The sequence below is a fragment of the Bacillus cereus group sp. MYBK95-2 genome, from assembly GCF_051915225.1.
In the GTDB taxonomy this organism is placed as follows: domain Bacteria; phylum Bacillota; class Bacilli; order Bacillales; family Bacillaceae_G; genus Bacillus_A; species Bacillus_A cereus.
On record NZ_JBQAEH010000009.1, the window covers coordinates 26,292 to 45,355 of the forward strand.

The following is a 19,064-nucleotide window of genomic DNA, read 5'->3' on the forward strand; positions in this document are numbered from 1 at the left end:
TTCTCTATTCCATGATACTCACTCTTTTACTTCTTAATTCTTTTTACTATTTTGATTTCCCTTTACAATTATGTAAATTTCTCCATTTATTCCGTACAAAATTATGGATATTCTACTTTCAGTATACTCTTTTATCAATATATACTCTAGATTTTATTGTAAAGAAAGCAAAAAGCCTAATCCAATATTTGGATTAGACCGCTTGTAAAATATATTTAGCATGTTCTACATTTTTCTCAGTAGGTGGTTCTACATTTGCGAGTGGATACTTGTGTCCAAGCGCCTCCCATTTATATACACCAAGCTTATGATATGGTAACACTTCAACTTTTTGAACATTAGACAGACTTTGAATAAAGCTAGATAGTTTTTGTAGATCCTCTTCATTATCCGTAACACCAGGAACTAATACGTGTCGTACCCAAATCGGTTTATTCTTATCCGATAAATAACGAGCAAATTGTAAAATATGTTCATTTGGTTTCCCTGTTAATTTACGATGCTTTTTGGAATCGATATGTTTCAGATCCAATAAAACTAAATCTGTATAATCCATTAAAATATCTAGCTTATTTTGGAATTCTGGTTCCTCAGAATAACAACCACCAGAAGAGTCGATTGTTGTATGGATACCAGCCGCTTTACACTTTTTAAACAACTCAATTAAAAAGTCTAGCTGTAATAATGGCTCTCCACCGCTAACTGTTATACCGCCTCCGGAAGCTTCAATAAATGGAAGGTAACATGTCACATCCTGCATCACTTCTTCAACTGTTATTTCTTTACCTTTACCGATTTCCCACGTATCAGCATTATGACAATATTGACAACGTAATAAACACCCTTGTGTAAATATGACATAACGAATCCCCGGGCCATCAACAGTACCACAAGACTCTACAGAATGTATTCTTCCTTTTACCATGTTACTTCCTCCTTTATTGAAACAGCCTCCCTTCGCTATATATTAAGAGCGAAGGGAAACCTTTTTTCATTTACATGCTTTCATGCATTGTACGGTTAATTACATCAATTTGTTGTTCACGAGTTAATTTAATAAAGTTTACAGCATAACCAGATACACGAATTGTTAATTGTGGATACTTCTCAGGATGTTCCATTGCATCCATTAATGTTTCACGGTTAAATACGTTAATATTTAAGTGGTGCCCTTCTTTTACTGCATAGCCATCAAGCATTGATACTAAGTTACGTACTTGTACATCATCTTCTTTACCAAGTGCTTTCGGAATAATAGAGAATGTATTAGAAATACCATCTTGTGCATCTTCATATGGTAATTTAGCCACAGATAATAATGAAGCTAATGCACCTTTTGTATCGCGTCCATGCATTGGGTTCGCACCTGGTGCAAATGGTTCTCCAGTACGGCGGCCATCTGGAGTATTACCAGTTTTCTTACCGTAAACAACGTTAGATGTGATTGTTAAGATTGACATTGTATGAACAGAGTTTCTGTATGTTTTATGTTTACGAAGTTTATTCATAAATGTTTTTACAAGATTTACAGCAATCTCATCTACACGATCATCATTGTTACCGTATTTAGGGAAATCTCCTTCAATCTCGAAGTCAACTGCAATACCATTTTCATCACGAATTGGTTTTACTTTTGCGTACTTAATTGCACTTAATGAATCTGCTACTACAGATAGACCAGCGATACCTGTTGCCATTGTACGAAGAACGTTTGTATCATGAAGTGCCATTTCAATACGTTCATAGCTATATTTATCATGCATGTAATGAATAACATTTAATGTGTTTAAATATAGACCCGCTAACCATTCCATTGTCATATCAAACTTATGCATAACTTCTTCATAATTTAATACTTCAGAAGTAATTGGTGCGTACTCAGGACCAACTTGTGCTTTTGACTTTTCATCTTTACCACCGTTAATCGCATATAATAATGCTTTCGCTAAGTTTGCACGAGCTCCGAAGAACTGCATTTGTTTACCGATTCTCATTGCAGATACGCAACATGCAATACCGTAATCATCGCCGTATTCAGGACGCATAATGTCATCATTTTCATATTGAATTGCTGATGTTTTAATAGACATTTTCGCACAGTAGTTTTTAAAGTTCTCTGGTAATTGTTTAGACCAAAGAACAGTTAAGTTTGGTTCTGGAGCTGGTCCTAAATTATCTAATGTATGCAAGAAACGGAATGAGTTCTTTGTTACTAATGGACGACCATCTAATGCCATACCACCGATAGATTCAGTTACCCAAGTTGGGTCACCAGAGAATAATTCATTATAATCAGGTGTTCTTGCGAATTTCACAAGACGTAATTTCATAATGAAGTGATCTACAATTTCTTGTACTTCTTCTTCTGTTAAAGTACCATTTGCTAAATCTCTTTCAATGTAAATATCTAAGAATGTAGAAGTACGTCCAAGACTCATTGCAGCTCCGTTTTGCTCTTTAATCGCTGCAAGGTATGCGAAGTATAACCATTGGAATGCTTCTTGTGCATTTGTTGCTGGCTTAGAAATATCGAAGCCATGAGAAGCAGCCATTTCTTTTAACTCTTGAAGTGCACGCATTTGCTCAGATAACTCTTCGCGTAAACGCATTGTATCTTCGCTCATTACACCACCAGTTAAATTCAAATCAGCTTTTTTCGCTTCAATTAAATGATCAATACCATATAACGCTACTCGGCGATAGTCACCGATAATACGTCCACGTCCGTATGCATCTGGAAGACCAGTAATAACACCTGATTTACGTGCATTTCTCATTTCTGGTGTGTATGCATCAAATACACCTTGGTTATGAGTTTTTCTCCACTCTCTAAAAATACGACTAAGTTCTTTATCCATTTCGTATCCATAAGATTCACAAGCTTGTTCTGCCATACGAATACCACCATATGGTTGTAAAGAACGTTTAAATGGTTTATCAGTTTGGAAACCGACTACTTTTTCAATGTCTTTATTTAAGTATCCTGGGTCATGTGATGTAATAGAAGAAACAATTTTTGTATCCATATCAAGAACGCCACCGTTTTCACGTTCTTTCGTTGTTAAATCCATTACTTGATCCCAAAGTTGTTTCGTTGCTTCAGTTGCTTCTGCTAAGAAAGATTCGTCCCCTTCGAAAACGTTTACATTATTTAAAATGAAATCGCGAACATCAATCTCTGCTTTCCATTTTTCACCTTTAAAGTTTTCCCATGCGTTTTTAACATTTTCTAATACTTGAGTCATCCTAATCTCCTCCATTTTTGATTAGTACAGGACTAAGATTTTTTATATAACAGCTTACACACTTAGAATACTACTTTTTTACGAAAGTGAACGAAATAGTTGTGACATGTTTGTGAAATATTGAGCAAACTACTATATATATAGTGTTAACTTCATTTAAAAGTCTTTAAAATTAACCCTTTCCTTAATTGTATTTTTTTGGTATCCTTATATACGAGTCCTATTTTGTAATATAAGAACAATACCCATTGTAGAGCTGTAATACTCTTATCTCCTAATCTGTTATAGTTTTTATAACAGAACAAAAAAGTGTACACATGTTGTACACTTTTTTTGTTACTTCTATAAAACATCTCTTTTTCTATTGCCATCATAGAATCCGCCACGATTGTCTGTTAATGCAATTATTTGATCTAGTCCTTCTATATGATCACCTATAATTCGAAGTACAGCTGGTGGATGACCTATTTTAGCAAAATGTTCACTGGGACGAATACGGTTCATCTTATCGACCTCAACACGACTTACACATGCAACTTCAAATCCTGAAAGAATAGCTTTCACTTGGGCTACACACGGCGCCAGTAAAGATCTATACCCAATTTCTTTCAAACACTTACGGCTAAACGCATTCGGTACAGCGATAAGAGAGCCTACGCCTAGATCTTTTCTATCACAAGCTAAATTTAATGCATATTTAAATGCAGTTACAAGATGAAGCGGTACTCTTAAATCTAAATAATGATTTAGATCATTTAATGCAACATCTGTTCCATCTGCAATAGCTTTCGCAAAAGGATATAGCTCACTCGCTGGAATAACAAAATCGCCATCTATAAATAACACAATTTCTCCTTTTGCAAAATACGTTCCAAGTGAGCGCCCCACATCATTTCCGAGTGCTTCTTTATATACAATTGTCGTTGCCCCTTTGTCTTTTGCAATTTTTTTCGTTTTATCTGACGAACCATTTACGACAACGATAATTTCGAAGGGTTCAATTTTGCGAAGCTCTTCTATAACGTTTCCAATTGTTTTCTCTTCATCTTGTACGGGAATAACAACCGATAGTTGCTTTCCTTTATAGAAATCAGATGTAACACCCCACCCTTGATAAAACTCTTCAAAACTTAAAGTATGATAGACACTATCCCTTTTCCTATTTCCATCATAATATCCTCCGCGCTCATCACTGCTTAATATCCGTTCTGCTACTGCTTCTATATGATCACCTATCATTCTTTTTTCAGATTGGGAAAGATTTGTCCCATATGCAGCATGCTGGAATGGACGAAATTTATTCGGCGTAATAACGTCAATAGCACAATGACGACTAATTCTCCATTTACTTTGAACTAGGCGTAAATGAGCCACAATAGGATTAACAAAACATTCATATCCGATGCTTTGAACGACTTCTTTCGTCAGCGCATGAGGTACATCTAATAAAGAATTCATTTTTAATTCTTCACGCTCTAACATTGCATTTAATATTTGGCGCCATACTGTAATAGAAGTGGTTTTTTGCCTTTTTAAAAATAATGCATCCAAATTATTTAAAACTACATCTGCCTGATCGTATAAAATCGGATTAAGGAATAATTTTAATTTTGAAGTTGGAATAGCAAAATCACCATCTATAAATAGTAATACATCACCTATCGCATGTTTTGCGCCGACTGCACGTCCAACATCGTTCCCTAGTAGCTCTGTATGCTTGATTACTTTACACCCTAAACGATCTGCAACATCTTCTGTTCCATCATTACAACCGTTTGCTACTACAATGATTTCTACTGGATTTAATGGTCTTACCGATTGAATAACGTCTGAAATCGTATCGACCTCATTACATGCAGGAATAATAACAGATAATGACTTAGCCATTGTTTTGTTCACGAAACCACTTAATTGTTTCCTTCAATCCGTTTTCCCACGTTACTTTCGCCTGAAATTGAACAAGCTCTTTTAATTTTGTTACATCTGGTCTTCTATTTGGAATTTCTTCAAAACCATGAGGATATACTTCTTCAAAAGGCACTTGGACAATCTTCGAAGAAGAATTCGTTAATTTTTTAATTACTTCTGCTACTTCTTTTATGCTCTTTTCATTCTCAGAACCTATATTAATAATCTCACCATTTACCTTCTCATCCATTGCCCGAATCGTTGCCTCTACCGCATCACTTACATACGTAAAACAACGTGTCTGCTTTCCATCTCCATATACGAGAATGTCTTCTCCTTGCAGTGCCGCGCGGATAAATCGCGGGATTACTCCTGCATATGGACCATCTTTCGCTCTTGGACCATAAATATTAAAGTATCGAACAATCGTTACTGGTAAACCTTCTAATGCGTACCCTAAACATAATGTCTCTTCCAACGTTTTACAAACTGCATAACTCCAACGAATTTTAGAAGTTGCCCCGTACAATCGATCTCCCTCTTCAGAGAAAGGCGGCTTGGCCTTACCATATACTTCTGAAGTAGAAGCAAAAACTACTTTCTTCTTTCCTTTTAACGCTGCTTGTAAAACATTTCTTGTCCCATCAAAATTCGTTTCTATGAGCTCTATACTTTTTTCCATTGTTGTTTTCACACCTAAAATTGCTGCTAAATGAAACACGACATCATGCTGATCTACTAATTCATAAATAGAATTTTTATCTAAAACACTTATTGGAATAACACGGATTTCTTTCATTAACTCTTTATGGTACTTATTTTTACCTTTATAAAAGTTATCCACAACAGTGACCTCATAACCTCTTCTCATCAACTCTTCAGCTAAATGCGACCCGATAAATCCGGCCCCACCTGTAATTAAACATTTCTTACTCATTTACTCACCTTCTTTACAATCCCGCGTGTATCTATTACTCGATCCATTCCTTTAAAAAGCTTCCAATCAATATTAGAATGATCCGTTAAAATTAAAATACAATCCACTTTTTTAACTTTTTCTTCATCTAAAGAAACAGATTGGTACACCTTATCTCCAATTTCTGCGGAAGAAATATAAGGATCATGATATTCTATCTCGTATCCTTGATTTCTTAATAATTGAATAATCGGTAACGCTGGTGATTCTCTCAAATCATTTACATCTTTTTTATACGCAATCCCTACAATTAACACCGTTGCAGGTAATTGCACCACACTTTTTACTTTCCGGACCATTTTCTCTGGCATTTCTTCATTAATTATATGTGCAGCCTCAATTAATTGACTAATTGCCCCATTCTTTTTTATTCTCCATTGAAAATATAAAGGGTCTACGGGAATACAGTGTCCCCCTATCCCTGGCCCTGGCCAATACGGAGTAAACCCAAATGGTTTTGTAGATGCCGCTTCAATGGCCTCATAAAAATCAATGCCTAAACTTTCACATAGTGTGTTTAGTTCATTTACTAAAGAAATGTTAACTAAGCGCTGAATATTTTCAAATAGCTTGCACATCTCTGCTACTTTCGGAGAGCTAACAGGTACAACTTCGTCAAAAATGGTACTATATAAATCCTGTACCTTTTGTTTACACTTTTCTGTTTGTCCACTAATAACTTTTGGAATAGCTTGAACTGAATATTGACTATTTGCTGGATCAATTCTCTCAGGGGAATATCCGATATAGAAATCTTCCCCTACCTTTTTACCATTTTGAGAAATAATAGGTAGGATGACTTCTTCAAGTGTGCCTGGATATGTGGAGCTTTCAAAAATGAAGGTTTGTCCTTTTTGAAGGTTTTGTTGTATATAATGCGAAGCTGAAATGAGGGCACTTAAGTCTGGTTCTCTTTGTTCATTAATTGGAGTCGGGACAGTGACAATAACATAATCACTATTTTGAAAATCAGCAATGCCTTGATCCGGTGTATTTACTGTTAATTTTTTTTTCGTCAATAAACTTTGTAACTCTTTAGAAGAAACATCCGGAATATAACTTTCTCCTTTTATAATTGAGTCTATTTTCCTAATATCTTTATCTAATCCAAGTACTGTATGCCCTCTTTCTGCAAAATGTACCGCTAAAGGAAGGCCAACATACCCTAGCCCAATAATAGCTACTTTACTACTATTCATTTGTATTCTCTTCTTCCCTTCTCAATTGTTGAATTACATCTCTATCTCTATCTCCATCTGTAAAACCACCACGTTCGTCCGTACATTGTAATAAATACGCAACCGCTTCAAGTTGATCACCGAAAATACGATCAAACGCTGAAATACGCCCATTTACAAATTCGTGTTGCTCTGGACGTACGCGATTTGTTTTTATAACATCTACTAACTCTACTGTTGTAATAGAGAATCCTTCTAAAATAGCTTTCACTTGTGCTAATGGCGGAATGATAAGGGAATCATATCCTATTTTCTCTATTACCTTCTTATGAATGGCATGTGGTACAGCAGTTAGTGAGTTATTCCATAAATCTGGTCGTTTCGCTATCAAATTCACAAAGTATTTTCCCATACTAATTGGATCTGCTGGATGAAACATATCTAATAAGCATTGTAAATCATTTAACACCACGTCATTTCCATCTTCAACAGCATGTAAAAATAGAGTGAGTTTTTTTGCTGGAATAACAAGATCACTATCAACGAATAAACAAATATCTGCCGTAGCATGCATGGCACCTATTGCTCGTGCTACATTATGTCCAAGCGCCTTCGTAAATTCAACAACAATAACATTCTCTAGCTTTGCCTGTTTAACAGTCTCAACATCTGCTCCATTCGCGACAACTATAATTTCATCTACACCTGCTTCTTTCACTTCTTTTATAACAGACCTTATGGTTATTTTCTCTTCTGATACTGGGATAATGGCACTATATTTCGCTTTATTCTTTTGTAATAAAACTGGTTTATACTTTCCTACAAACTCTCTATCTCTATTGTTCTCTGAAAAACCACCGCGTTTACCATATGTTTCGATTACGTATTGTAAAGCTCGCAAATGATCACCCATAATACGACTAGTCGCTTTCGGATAAGGAGAGCCAGGTGATGTACCAGTATGCACAGGTCGAACTTTATTTGTGTAGATGACATCAACTGAAGCCATATCAGAAATATCTACTCCTCTAGACATCGCCATCGCTTGAAATAATGCTGGATCTGCTAAATTCCACCACCCCAGTTTTTCAATCACTTTACGACTTATCGCATGTGGTATTGCAATTAAAGATCCTACAACAAACTCTTTCTTGTTCAAATAACGATTTAACATATATTTTCCAACCGTCGTATAATGCGGTCTCATCTTCAAGTAAACGGACCATGTTAAATTATTTAAAACAATCTCATGCCCTTGTCGTATTCCTTTAATAAAATTGTATAATTCTTCACTTTTCATGACGATATCACCATCTAAAAACAAAACAATCTCACCTTTTGCTTCTCTAGCACCAATTGCCCGTCCCACATCATTACCAAGAGAATCTCTATAATAAATCACACGGCAATTATGCTGTAATGCTATTTCCTTCGTCCCATCTGTAGATCCATTATCTACTATGATAACTTCATATGGTTCGAGCTTTCTTACCTCTACTAAAACTTTTGATAAAGTACTTGCTTCATTATGCACTGGAATAACAACTGACACTCTCATACTTGTATCACTCTTACCCTTCCAAGCGAACATAAGCAATAATAGGAATACGCACAACTACATCTTCTGGTGGTCCATAAGAAGGAGAAGTACGAACAATTACTGCCCCATCCGTCACAGATAAAAGAACGCCTGCAATGATTTCTACAGCTGTCACAACTTGCACTAGTTCGCCAACATGGTTACGTAATTCATCAGTAAATAACATATATAACTCTCCTTTCTTAAGCTTCTTTAATTGATATAATACTTGTAAATGGTAATAAAACTTCAGTTCCTATTCCTTCTTGCAATGTTAAAAAGTCATCACCAACTGCTACAATAACACCTGTTAATTGTCCAACTGTCACCGTAATCTCTACGCTTTTACCTAAATACTGCTTTGCAATTTCTTTAAAAGGTGATGTATTGCATTCTTTTAAAATGTTACAAATAATAGATTGAAATCTACTTGATTCAATAACTTCTTCCGTAGCTTGCTTAGAGTTTCTTTGAATAAATCTCGCGAAGTTTTGTGAAAATAAAAGTCTTTCCACAGCAGGCAATAACTTATTATCTAAAAAATAATCTAATTGTCTATTAAACAATCTTGATAATTTATGCCAATATTTTCTGAACAGACACATACACTTCTCCTCCTATTATTTTTAGATTATAAAATTTTACATCCATACATCTTAATGTATACAAAATGGATATTTTTGTGATAGGTAAGACATACATTTTCTAAAAGAAATATTTGTTTCAGAGCATAAAAAAAACTATCCAAAAGGATAGTTTCTTACACTTCAATATTCCGCAATATCGAATAAATGTCATTATTCACTTTACCAAATGATTTAATATTATTTTGAATGTTAGATAATAAAACAACATATACACTGCCATTTTTACTAAATCCGTTTAAGCAATTCCAACCTGGCATTACACCATGATTCGAATAGCTTCCTGGGTCTACGTACCATCCAAACCCGTAATCCTTTTTTCCACCCGTAAACATTTGATCGTAACTCTCTTTTGAAATTAATTTTCCAGAGTATAACGCCTCATTAAATAAATATAAATCATGTGCACTCGTGTATATATCACCACAACCATAAAGTTGTGACATGCTTGGAATATTAGGTGTTGTCATATTATTATTTACTATTTTATAACCCGTTGATGGGAATCTTGTTTGTTCTAACGCTGTGCCAAAGCCAGAATGTTTCATACCCGCAGTAGCAAAAATATGTTGTTTAATATATTCTTCGAGTGACTGCCCACTTACCTTCTCTGCAATATAAGCAAGTATAGAGTAGTTCGAATCAGAATACTTCCACTTCTCTCCCGGACCACCAATACGCTTTTGATTTCCTATCCGCTTTATCAGTTCTTCATGAGAAATATCTTCTTTTCCCTGCTCATATTCGGGAATCCCTGATGTATGTGTTAATAGATGTTTTAGCTGAATATTATTACCTTGTGGAAAATCTGGAATATACTTCGCAACAGTATCTTCTACTTGTAATTTATTTTGATCTTTCAATTGCATAATAGCAGTTGCTACAAACGCCTTTGAAATAGAACCAATATAAAAAGTCGTCTCTGAATTATTCGGTACTTGCTGCTCTTTATTTGCCATACCGTACCCTTTATTCAGAAGAACTTTTCCGTTCTTCACAATAACAGCTGTCCCGCTAAATCCTGCGTTTTGTAAATACTGGTCCAATTGAGCGTTTTCATTAATTTCTTGAGGTGGTCCTTCAGCAGGTTTCTCCGCTGCTTGCGCTTGCTTCATTTGTTCTTCCTGCTCTTTTTGTTTTTGCTTCTGTACTTCTTGTTTCTTTTTTTCTTCTTTCTTTTTTAACTCTTCTTGTTTCTTCATTTCTGCTGCCGCTTTTAAAGTTTCTTCTTTCTTATTATGCGCAACAATTTTTGTATACATGAAATATACAAGTGATAATAGTAAGACGAGAATGATTGTTCTTTTTATGTATACAATCGGCCGATGTGCTTTCCCATTCGCATTATTTTTTTCCTGATCCATAATTGCTTTTTTCCCCTTACTCACCAATAATTTAATTCCTCTACTAAAGATTCGTTTTAGTAGATTATGGATAACCCATTCTATATCATCCCTACTTTATCACGCACTGCACATATTACCAACCTATATGTACAAAAAAGAAAAAGAAAATTTACAAAAGTAAGATTCCCGTTAAATTATTAACAAAAAAAAGAGGATATCCTCTAAAAAATTGATGTTATCAATCTTTTGGGACATCCTCTTATCTCATTATTTATACGTGTTTTTTCATATCATCGGCAACAGATTCAACATTTGTACCTACGATAACTTGTACACTAGTATTACTTAATTTCATAACACCTTTTGCACCAGCACGTTTTAATGCTGCTTCATTTACTTGACCAGCATCTTTTACTTGTAAGCGTAGACGTGTTGCACAGTTATCAATAACTGTTAAGTTTTCTTTTCCGCCTAAAGCTGCTACGTAAGTTTCACCAATTGAACCTGCAACTGGTGCATCACCATCTTCAACTAACTCATCGTCATCTTCACGACCAGGAGTTTTTAAATCGAACTTCTTAATTAAGAAGTAGAATACTATGAAATAAATTGCTGCGTAAATTAAACCGATACCTGCTAGTAAGACTGGTTTTGTTGCAATACCGAAGTTTAAAGCATAATCGATTGCACCGGCACTAAATGAGAAACCATCATGAATGCCAAGTGATGTTGTAATGAATAAAGAAAGACCTGTTAGTACAGCATGAATACCATATAATACTGGTGATAAGAACATGAATGAGAATTCAATAGGCTCTGTAATACCAGTTAAGAATGAAGTTAATGCTAGACCAGCTAACATACCAGTAACTGCTTTACGCTTTTCTGGTTTAGCAGCTGCAATCATTGCGAAACATGCTGCTGGTAAACCGAACATCATAACTGGGAAGAAACCAGTCATAAACATACCTGCTGTTTTGTCACCTGCAAGGAAACGAGCAATATCACCATTAACAACATTACCTGCTGCATTTGTAAAGTCCCCAAATACAAACCAGAAGTATGTGTTCATTACGTGGTGTAAACCAATTGGGATTAATAAACGGTTTAATAAACCAAATAATCCTGAACCAATTGCACCTAAATTAACAATTCCATGAGCTAATGCATCAATACCATTTTGAATTGTTGGCCAAATTTGTGCAAATAGAATTCCTAATATCAGCATCACAACTGATGTAACAATTGGAACGAAACGTTTTCCAGCAAAGAAACCTAACCATTCTGGAAGTTTAATCTTATGGAATTTATTATAAAGAAGTCCTGCTATAACACCAACAATAATACCACCTAAAACTTTCATATCTACTTTAGTCGATAATTCAGCAGCCTTAGATACTTGTGTCATTGTATCCGCAAGCTTAGATGGATCTACATTTGCGCTATTACCTATTAAATCTTGGACTTTACCTAATTTACCTTGTAATTCAGCAGTTGAATACCCTTTGCTAAGTGCATCAATACTATTTTTCATAACAAGATAACCAATTGCACCTGCAAGACCTGCTGCACCACTACCATCCACTGAAAGACCGATTGCAATACCAATTGCAAAAATAAGTGCTAAGTTATCAAAAACTGCTGCGCCGGCCTGTGCCATAACAGGAATATCAAATACATCTGGTTGCCCTAAACGAAGCAATAATCCTGCTGCTGGTAGTACTGCGATCGGAAGCATTAAAGCTTTACCAATACGTTGTAAAAACTGCAACATTTTAATTCCCCCTAATTTAATTTATGAAATCGTTATCATTATAAGTACGCTTTAGAAAACGCTTTCTATTACATAACCATAATAACATATAGTTGTATAGATGTGTAGTTTTTATTTCCGAACTTTTTATGGATAAATCTCCCATTTCCAAACTGTTATATAAAAGGAAAATTCTCCTTTTTAAAATACAGAATACTCGAAACGAAAGACCTATTATAGCACATTGAACTTTCGTTTTATCATTCCACTTTTTCATGTTATTATTTATTTCCGAGCATATCGGGAAAAGTAAACTTAGTTAATTCAAAATAGGAGCGTTGGTACTATGCAGTGCATTGAAACAAACAACTTACAACAGTTGTTAGAACAAGTAAAACCATATACAAAAAAAGGAAAACTTGCTACTTATATCCCCGAACTAGGAAATGCAAATCCAGACGATTTAGGGATTGCCATTTTCCATAAAGAAACAGAATATATCCATGCAGGCAACTCACAAACACTATTTACTCTTCAAAGTATTTCCAAAGTAATTACACTTGCCCTTGCCCTTTTAGACCGTGGTGAAGAATATGTCTTTTCTAAAGTTGGAATGGAACCAACGGGTGACCCATTTAATTCTATTATTAAGTTAGAAACGACAAGTCCGTCCAAACCCCTTAATCCAATGATAAATGCAGGAGCATTAGCTATTACAAGCATGTTAGCAGGAAAAGATAACGAGGAAAAAATGGAACGTATTCTTCATTTTGTACGTGAAATAACAGATAATCCTACTATTAATTATTCCTCTAAAGTTGCCGATTCAGAACTAGAGACAGCTTACCTAAACCGTTCACTTTGTTATTATATGAAACAAAACGGAATTATCGATTGTGATATTGAAGAACTTATGGATTTATATACTCGTCAATGCGCAGTTGAAGTAAACTGCATCGATTTAGCACGTATCGGCTTAATTTTTGCAATGGATGGATATGATCCATATAAAAAGAAACAAATCATCCCTAAACATATTACAAAAATTTGCAAAACATTTATGGTCACATGTGGTATGTATAACGAATCTGGTGAATTTGCAATTCGTGTTGGTATTCCTGCAAAAAGTGGTGTAGCCGGTGGTATTTTTGGCTGCGTAAAAGGAGACATGGGAATCGGTATTTTCGGACCAGCTTTAGATGCAAACGGAAATAGTATTGCTGGTTTTAAAATTCTTGAACTTCTTTCTGCTCAAGAAGGTTGGAGTATTTTTTAATCGCGAGTTATCCTGCTATACTAGCAGGATTTTTTATTTCGCCAAAACCTCCCTTTTGTCAGTTATCAATACTCTTACAAAAACAGTGCTGAAAGTTTCTCTATATCATGCATATTTGTTCCCCCCTCCTGAATAATATAGTACAACCTAGCGCTATATGTGGAGGTGTGAAAGATGAAACTAATATTTCAAATGGGAAAACAACCTGTTCTTGAAAAAACAATCCTTCTTTTTATATTGAGTATTGTAGAAAGCTTGAAGTTAAAAGTTGTTTCACTCGACGAAGCTCACCGATACATATTCAATTTAGAAGTACTTGAATTATTAATGGATCGGAACATCGATGATCAAGTACTTGAACTTATTCATTTCGGGATGGGACTTGAAGACATTTATCATGTGCTTCCTGAAGAACTTGAGCATACGATTGAGGAATTAAAGTGGCTTTGCATTCAAGTATTAAGTGAGTACAGTATGCATGAAGAATCCGAACAATTAATTGAAGATATACGGTAAAAAAGCACCTATGTAGGTGCTTTTAATGTTTTTTTAAACTATTTTTATACGCCTCAATATTTACTGGTAGCTCTTCCTCTTCCAAAGTATGTTCATTTACATCTTTATGAATGAACGCACCTTTAGGTGGTTGATGATCATGCCCTTTTTTCTTATGATCAAATGCTTTCCCGCGTCCCATACAAATCCCCCTTTCTTAAAAGAAATCCGTATTAGTATGGAGAAAAGTACGTCGATATATGCAATCTCTTGCTGTATTTCCAAGGAAATACTCGAACCTTGTTTTCTACTCTCCTTACAACAACTGATCAATCCCAATAAGAATTAATAACACTCCTGCGATAACTGTCGCCCATTTCCCTAGGTATTCTGCTAAAAATCGTTTCCCTACATACGCAAAACTACTAATACAAATAAAACTAAACACCCCTGAAATAGTTGCTGTAAGCCAAAGGTTCAGGTTTGTTACTCCAGCATCAAATCCACCTGCAATATTATTAATAGACAACGCAATCCCTAATACAATTGCTTCTGAAAAACTAATTGTTTTAGAACCATCAAAATCTGCTTTTTCTGGATCACGTAAAATTCCCATAAGTACATTACCATCTTTAGAGCCTACGGTATTTCTTTGCCCCAAGAAAGGCTGGCACAAAATAAACACCCCGATTATCCCTAAAACGATTGCTCCAATCAGGTTTGCTGTAAACTCTGAAATAAATAACGCAATCCAGTTCCCAAAAAATCCAGCTAATAAAGTAAATAAAAACCCAAAAAATGCGATGATAAAATTGTTGAACCACGAAATTCTAATTTTACGAATGCCATATGCAATCCCAACACCTGCATTATCTAAATTAGAAGCAATCCCGATTAAAAAAATTGAAAATAGACCTGCCGTACTCATAAATAGGCACCCCTTTTCCTCACTTTTCCATGCATCTTATGAAAATGTTGAGCAACTGTGCCTGTCTGTTTCATATACATGTAATAAATGCTCAACATTTTTTCAACAATAAAAAGGAGTGCCTTCGCTATGCCTAAAGAAAATCCAAATGAGCGGCTTAGTAGATTAATAAAAAAACTTTTAAAAGAACGTGCCTTATCTATGCGCCAACTCGGAATGCTTACAAATATTGATCCCGCAACAATCTCAAGAATTATGAATGGTAAACAACCGCCAAAACAAAAACACCTACAAAAATTCGCAGAATGTCTGCAAGTTCCACCCCAATTGTTATTTGATGAAATGTATCCTGATTCTCCTCACATTAATAAAGAAAAGACGGATATGTACACATCTCTTGATACCATTCAGCAAACTCTGCAATCCTCTAACTTATTCGATTTCGATTACACTACAACTCGCGTAAAACAAGAACTCGAAAATTACGAACGCTATGCCCAGACAACAGAAGGCGAAAAACGTATTCATGACAGTTTTGCAAGCAAATTAGAGCAAATTGATAGTGCTGGTCCTTTTATTGAACAATTAACAGATATGTATCAACAATTTTGTAATGAAACCATTTCAAAAGAAGAACGTGCAGTTCTTGGGAGCGCATTACTTTATTTCATATTATCGACAGATATTATTCCCGACTATCTCTTTCCAATTGGCTATTTAGATGATGCGATTGCCGTTGAATTAGCGAGAGAGAAATTAATTGAAATGAAACGAAAGACATAGAAAAATAAAGAACTATTTCAGTTGTTTATATTCAACACTGAAATAGTTCAATAAAAAATCGTACAAGTATACATACTCGTACGATTTTACTGTACAAATCTATTTTTCCGTGTGGCACCATTCATATATAAATGCTGTTATCACTTTTGTAAATTCAATTAACTGTTCAACTTCAACTTTCTCATTTACAGAATGTGCTTCTTCTAATGTACCTGGTCCATATATAATCGCTGGAATATGAAATTCACTAAACCAACCACCATCCGTTACCGTTGCAGACATATCTAAAATTGCATTTTTAGAAAGAATTGATTCATGTACTGAGCTAAGCGTTTTTACAGCTGTATGTTCACTATCTATTTCTAAAGAAGGGAAAATTTCGCCACGATCCACAATCATTGATTCTCCGCCCCACTTAAATTGTGGCGGATTTTCACTTAACCATGGATCGGCAGCTGCTACTTTACCGATATACTCTTCAATTTCTTTTATTATTTGTTCATGTGTTTCATTCGGATAAAAGTGCACTGTTATCCATAACCGGCACTCATCCGCAATAAAAGCTGCATGTCTTCCACCCTCAATAACAGCTGGATTAATTGTTGTTGTTCCAGATGGATAGCCTTCATATGTTTTCATAACTGCCCAGTGGCGCTCTAATTCTTGTAAGCTTTGCACAATTTTCATCATTTTTTCAATCGCACTCGCTCCAAATAAACATCCTCCAGCATGAATCATTTGCCTACGCGTTGCATCATGAAACGTTTGAGGGCTTTTCACAGTAATCCAGCCAGTAATTACGCCGCCCTGTCCTTGCATATGTAAATTACTCGTATCCACTACGACTGCAAAATCAGCATCATAACCTCTTTTGCAGCATTGAAGTGTACCAGCTTCTCCAACTTCTTCTCCAATTACGGATTGAAAGATTAAATCTCCAGGTAATTCAATACCAGCTTCTTGTAATAGCTGAATAGCAAATAGCGCTCCAGCTAGTCCCCCTTTCATATCAGCTGCACCACGTCCAACTAACCAACCATCTTTTATAAATGGCTCAAACGGATTTGTTTCCCACGCCTCATCTGCCGATACTTCAGCTACATCCATATGTCCATTAATAATAAGACTTTTATATGAGTCACTTTTTGCCCCTTTTTTCACACCAACAACGTTCGGATCATTAGGATATACATCCCATTTATCAACACTAAAATTTTGTTCTCTTAGAAACTCTGCAACAAATTGTTGTGCCTCATTTGTATTTCTCGCCGGCGGTGCTGGTGTTTCAAAACGAATTAAATTCTTTGTAAGCTCTAGTAACTCATCTTTTCGTAAATCAATCTGCTCTAATAGCTGTGAAACTTTTTCATTCATCGCTAATTCCCCTTTACATACGTAGTATGTTTCCAACTTTATTTTCACAAAAAAAGAGACTGTTTACAAATCTTACAGTCTCCAAATTAATTCATATTAGAAGCTCTCTACTTCCGTCGTATTTGTCTTTTCAATATGTTCTACTTTACGTGCCTTATTTCTTGTCGCACGGTAAAACAGTAAACAAACAATCATAAATGGAATTCCGCAATACAATGCCATTCTTTGCTCTGGAATAAAGGCCATACCAATAATTACTGTTACATTTAATACTAGTGCAAGCAGTGGTACGAATGGATACAGAGGTGTTTTAAATTTCAATTCTTTCACATCCCCGCCCTGCTTTATGTATGACCTCCTAGCTAATAAGTTAGATAGAGCAATAGATGCCCAAACTAATATCGCCCCGAACCCGGCAATAGAAAGTAGCCATAAATAAACTGTATCTTCCGCATAAATACCTGATAGTAATGAAAGGCAACCTACAATTGTACTTACAATCAATGCATAAATAGGAACACCGTTTTTAGATAACTTACCAAAAATCGGACTAATCATTCCTTGATTAGACATAGACCATAGCATACGAGAAGTTGCATATAACCCTGAATTCGCAACGGATAGCACTGCTGTAATGATAACAAAATTTATAATATCTGCTGCATAAGGAATACCAATTTTATCAAATACAACTACAAATGGACTTTCAATTACTCCCGCTTGTTGCCAAGGGAATAGTCCAGCAAGAATAAAAATAGATAGTACAAAGAAAACAAGTATACGCCAAACTGTATTGTTAATTGCCTTCGGGATTGTTTTCTCTGGATTGTCACTCTCACCTGCTGCAATACCAACTAATTCTGTTCCTTGGAAAGAAAAATTAACTGCAATCATCGTAATTAAAATGGCTGATAATCCATTGGGGAACAATCCACCATAATCAGTAAAACTAGAGAACATCGGCGCTGGTTCATTTCCTTTCATATCTAGAAAACCAAACATTGCTGCCCCGCCTAAAATAATAAATGCAATAATCGTAATTACTTTAATACTTGCAAACCAAAATTCAACTTCCGCAAAACTTCTTGAAGATAACGCATTAATAGCAAAGAGGAGTACCGCAAACACTACGCACCAAATCCATGAAGGTACATCAGGAAACCATCGTTTCATTAAAATACTAACTGCAATTAGTTCAATCCCTATCGTAGCTGACCAGTTTAACCATGACATCCATCCAACTACATAACCTGCTGCAGGAGAAATATGCTTTGTCGCATACGTTTGATAAGATCCTGCGTCAGGCATTGCAACAGCTAACTCTCCAAGACAGAGCATCGTTAAATACATAACAAATCCTCCAACAAGATATGCTACAATCGCTCCTCCAGGCCCAGCTTCATGAATTGTATACCCAGATCCTAAAAAAAGACCGGTACCAATAACGCCTCCAAGTGCAATCATAAATATGTGCCTGCTTTTCAATTCTCTTTTTAATCCTTGATTTTGATTCATCATATAAATCCCCCCTTTTCACTTTGTAAACCCATTTAATGTAAGCGTTTTTAAAATTATTCAC

The 19,064-nt window shown here is 35.4% G+C and carries 18 protein-coding genes and 1 pseudogene; 3 read left to right on the forward strand and 16 right to left on the reverse strand.

The window, feature by feature from the left end:
* Positions 1-193: 193 nt before the first annotated feature.
* The 12 genes and pseudogenes from pflA to ACTFN4_RS24060 all read right to left on the reverse strand — a co-directional run bounded on the left by pflA (position 194) and on the right by ACTFN4_RS24060 (position 12,906).
* Complete coding sequence (gene pflA / locus ACTFN4_RS24005) at positions 194-925, reverse strand: pyruvate formate-lyase-activating protein (RefSeq protein WP_000238458.1); 732 nt, start codon at positions 923-925, stop codon at positions 194-196.
* Positions 926-995: 70 nt separating this feature from the next.
* On the reverse strand, positions 996-3,245 hold the full coding sequence (gene pflB / locus ACTFN4_RS24010; protein ID WP_000195471.1) for a formate C-acetyltransferase: 2,250 nt from the start codon (positions 3,243-3,245) through the stop codon (positions 996-998).
* Positions 3,246-3,397: 152 nt separating this feature from the next.
* On the reverse strand, positions 3,398-3,619 hold the full coding sequence (locus tag ACTFN4_RS24015) for a hypothetical protein (RefSeq protein WP_002094217.1): 222 nt from the start codon (positions 3,617-3,619) through the stop codon (positions 3,398-3,400).
* Positions 3,588-5,132 (reverse strand): glycosyltransferase family 2 protein, encoded by a 1,545-nt coding sequence (locus ACTFN4_RS24020; protein WP_013141734.1) that lies wholly within the window; start codon positions 5,130-5,132, stop codon positions 3,588-3,590. The genes ACTFN4_RS24015 and ACTFN4_RS24020 overlap by 32 nt, the downstream gene beginning before the upstream one ends.
* Complete coding sequence (locus tag ACTFN4_RS24025) at positions 5,125-6,090, reverse strand: NAD-dependent epimerase/dehydratase family protein (protein WP_000037020.1); 966 nt, start codon at positions 6,088-6,090, stop codon at positions 5,125-5,127. The genes ACTFN4_RS24020 and ACTFN4_RS24025 overlap by 8 nt, the downstream gene beginning before the upstream one ends.
* Positions 6,087-7,328, reverse strand: coding sequence for a nucleotide sugar dehydrogenase (locus ACTFN4_RS24030; protein ID WP_394626931.1), 1,242 nt, complete (start codon positions 7,326-7,328; stop codon positions 6,087-6,089). Before ACTFN4_RS24030 ends, ACTFN4_RS24025 begins: the two co-directional genes overlap by 4 nt.
* Positions 7,321-8,865: a glycosyltransferase family 2 protein gene (locus ACTFN4_RS24035; protein ID WP_001266466.1), complete on the reverse strand. Its 1,545-nt coding sequence runs from the start codon at positions 8,863-8,865 to the stop codon at positions 7,321-7,323. The genes ACTFN4_RS24030 and ACTFN4_RS24035 overlap by 8 nt, the downstream gene beginning before the upstream one ends.
* A gap of 13 nt (positions 8,866-8,878) precedes the next feature.
* Positions 8,879-9,073: a hypothetical protein gene (locus ACTFN4_RS24040; RefSeq protein WP_000899469.1), complete on the reverse strand. Its 195-nt coding sequence runs from the start codon at positions 9,071-9,073 to the stop codon at positions 8,879-8,881.
* A 16-nt stretch (positions 9,074-9,089) separates the two neighbouring features.
* The gene (locus ACTFN4_RS24045; RefSeq protein WP_000335532.1) at positions 9,090-9,491 is read right to left on the reverse strand and encodes a hypothetical protein; all 402 of its coding nucleotides are present in this window, start codon (positions 9,489-9,491) and stop codon (positions 9,090-9,092) included.
* A gap of 155 nt (positions 9,492-9,646) precedes the next feature.
* The gene (locus ACTFN4_RS24050; protein ID WP_000371812.1) at positions 9,647-10,894 is read right to left on the reverse strand and encodes a serine hydrolase domain-containing protein; all 1,248 of its coding nucleotides are present in this window, start codon (positions 10,892-10,894) and stop codon (positions 9,647-9,649) included.
* 253 nt (positions 10,895-11,147) lie between these two features.
* Positions 11,148-12,650, reverse strand: coding sequence for an N-acetylglucosamine-specific PTS transporter subunit IIBC (gene nagE / locus ACTFN4_RS24055; RefSeq protein WP_000938900.1), 1,503 nt, complete (start codon positions 12,648-12,650; stop codon positions 11,148-11,150).
* A 126-nt stretch (positions 12,651-12,776) separates the two neighbouring features.
* Positions 12,777-12,906: pseudogene (locus ACTFN4_RS24060) on the reverse strand (transcriptional regulator).
* A 69-nt stretch (positions 12,907-12,975) separates the two neighbouring features.
* On the opposite strand from ACTFN4_RS24060, the gene glsA reads away from it, so the two are divergent.
* Together glsA and ACTFN4_RS24070 are read left to right on the forward strand one after the other, a co-directional pair.
* A complete protein-coding gene (gene glsA, locus ACTFN4_RS24065) occupies positions 12,976-13,905 on the forward strand; it encodes a glutaminase A (RefSeq protein WP_001149850.1) in 930 nt (309 codons plus the stop codon).
* A 174-nt stretch (positions 13,906-14,079) separates the two neighbouring features.
* A complete protein-coding gene (locus tag ACTFN4_RS24070; protein ID WP_000766604.1) occupies positions 14,080-14,421 on the forward strand; it encodes a DUF3969 family protein in 342 nt (113 codons plus the stop codon).
* A 22-nt stretch (positions 14,422-14,443) separates the two neighbouring features.
* On the opposite strand, the gene ACTFN4_RS24075 is transcribed toward ACTFN4_RS24070, so the two are convergent.
* Complete coding sequence (locus ACTFN4_RS24075) at positions 14,444-14,602, reverse strand: hypothetical protein (protein ID WP_000532409.1); 159 nt, start codon at positions 14,600-14,602, stop codon at positions 14,444-14,446.
* Between the two features lie 114 nt (positions 14,603-14,716).
* Complete coding sequence (gene ytaF / locus ACTFN4_RS24080) at positions 14,717-15,328, reverse strand: sporulation membrane protein YtaF (RefSeq protein ID WP_000100726.1); 612 nt, start codon at positions 15,326-15,328, stop codon at positions 14,717-14,719.
* A gap of 129 nt (positions 15,329-15,457) precedes the next feature.
* Here ytaF and ACTFN4_RS24085 point away from each other — a divergent pair, with 129 nt between their 5' ends.
* Positions 15,458-16,111 carry a helix-turn-helix domain-containing protein gene (locus tag ACTFN4_RS24085; protein WP_001123716.1) on the forward strand — a complete coding sequence of 218 codons (654 nt, stop codon included), beginning with the start codon at positions 15,458-15,460 and terminating at the stop codon, positions 16,109-16,111.
* 99 nt (positions 16,112-16,210) lie between these two features.
* Here ACTFN4_RS24085 and ACTFN4_RS24090 read toward each other — a convergent pair whose 3' ends face one another.
* Together ACTFN4_RS24090 and ACTFN4_RS24095 are read right to left on the reverse strand one after the other, a co-directional pair.
* Positions 16,211-17,533: an acetylornithine deacetylase gene (locus ACTFN4_RS24090; protein WP_439962919.1), complete on the reverse strand. Its 1,323-nt coding sequence runs from the start codon at positions 17,531-17,533 to the stop codon at positions 16,211-16,213.
* A gap of 48 nt (positions 17,534-17,581) precedes the next feature.
* Positions 17,582-19,003: an amino acid permease gene (locus ACTFN4_RS24095; protein ID WP_439962920.1), complete on the reverse strand. Its 1,422-nt coding sequence runs from the start codon at positions 19,001-19,003 to the stop codon at positions 17,582-17,584.
* Between the last annotated feature and the right edge of the window lie 61 nt (positions 19,004-19,064).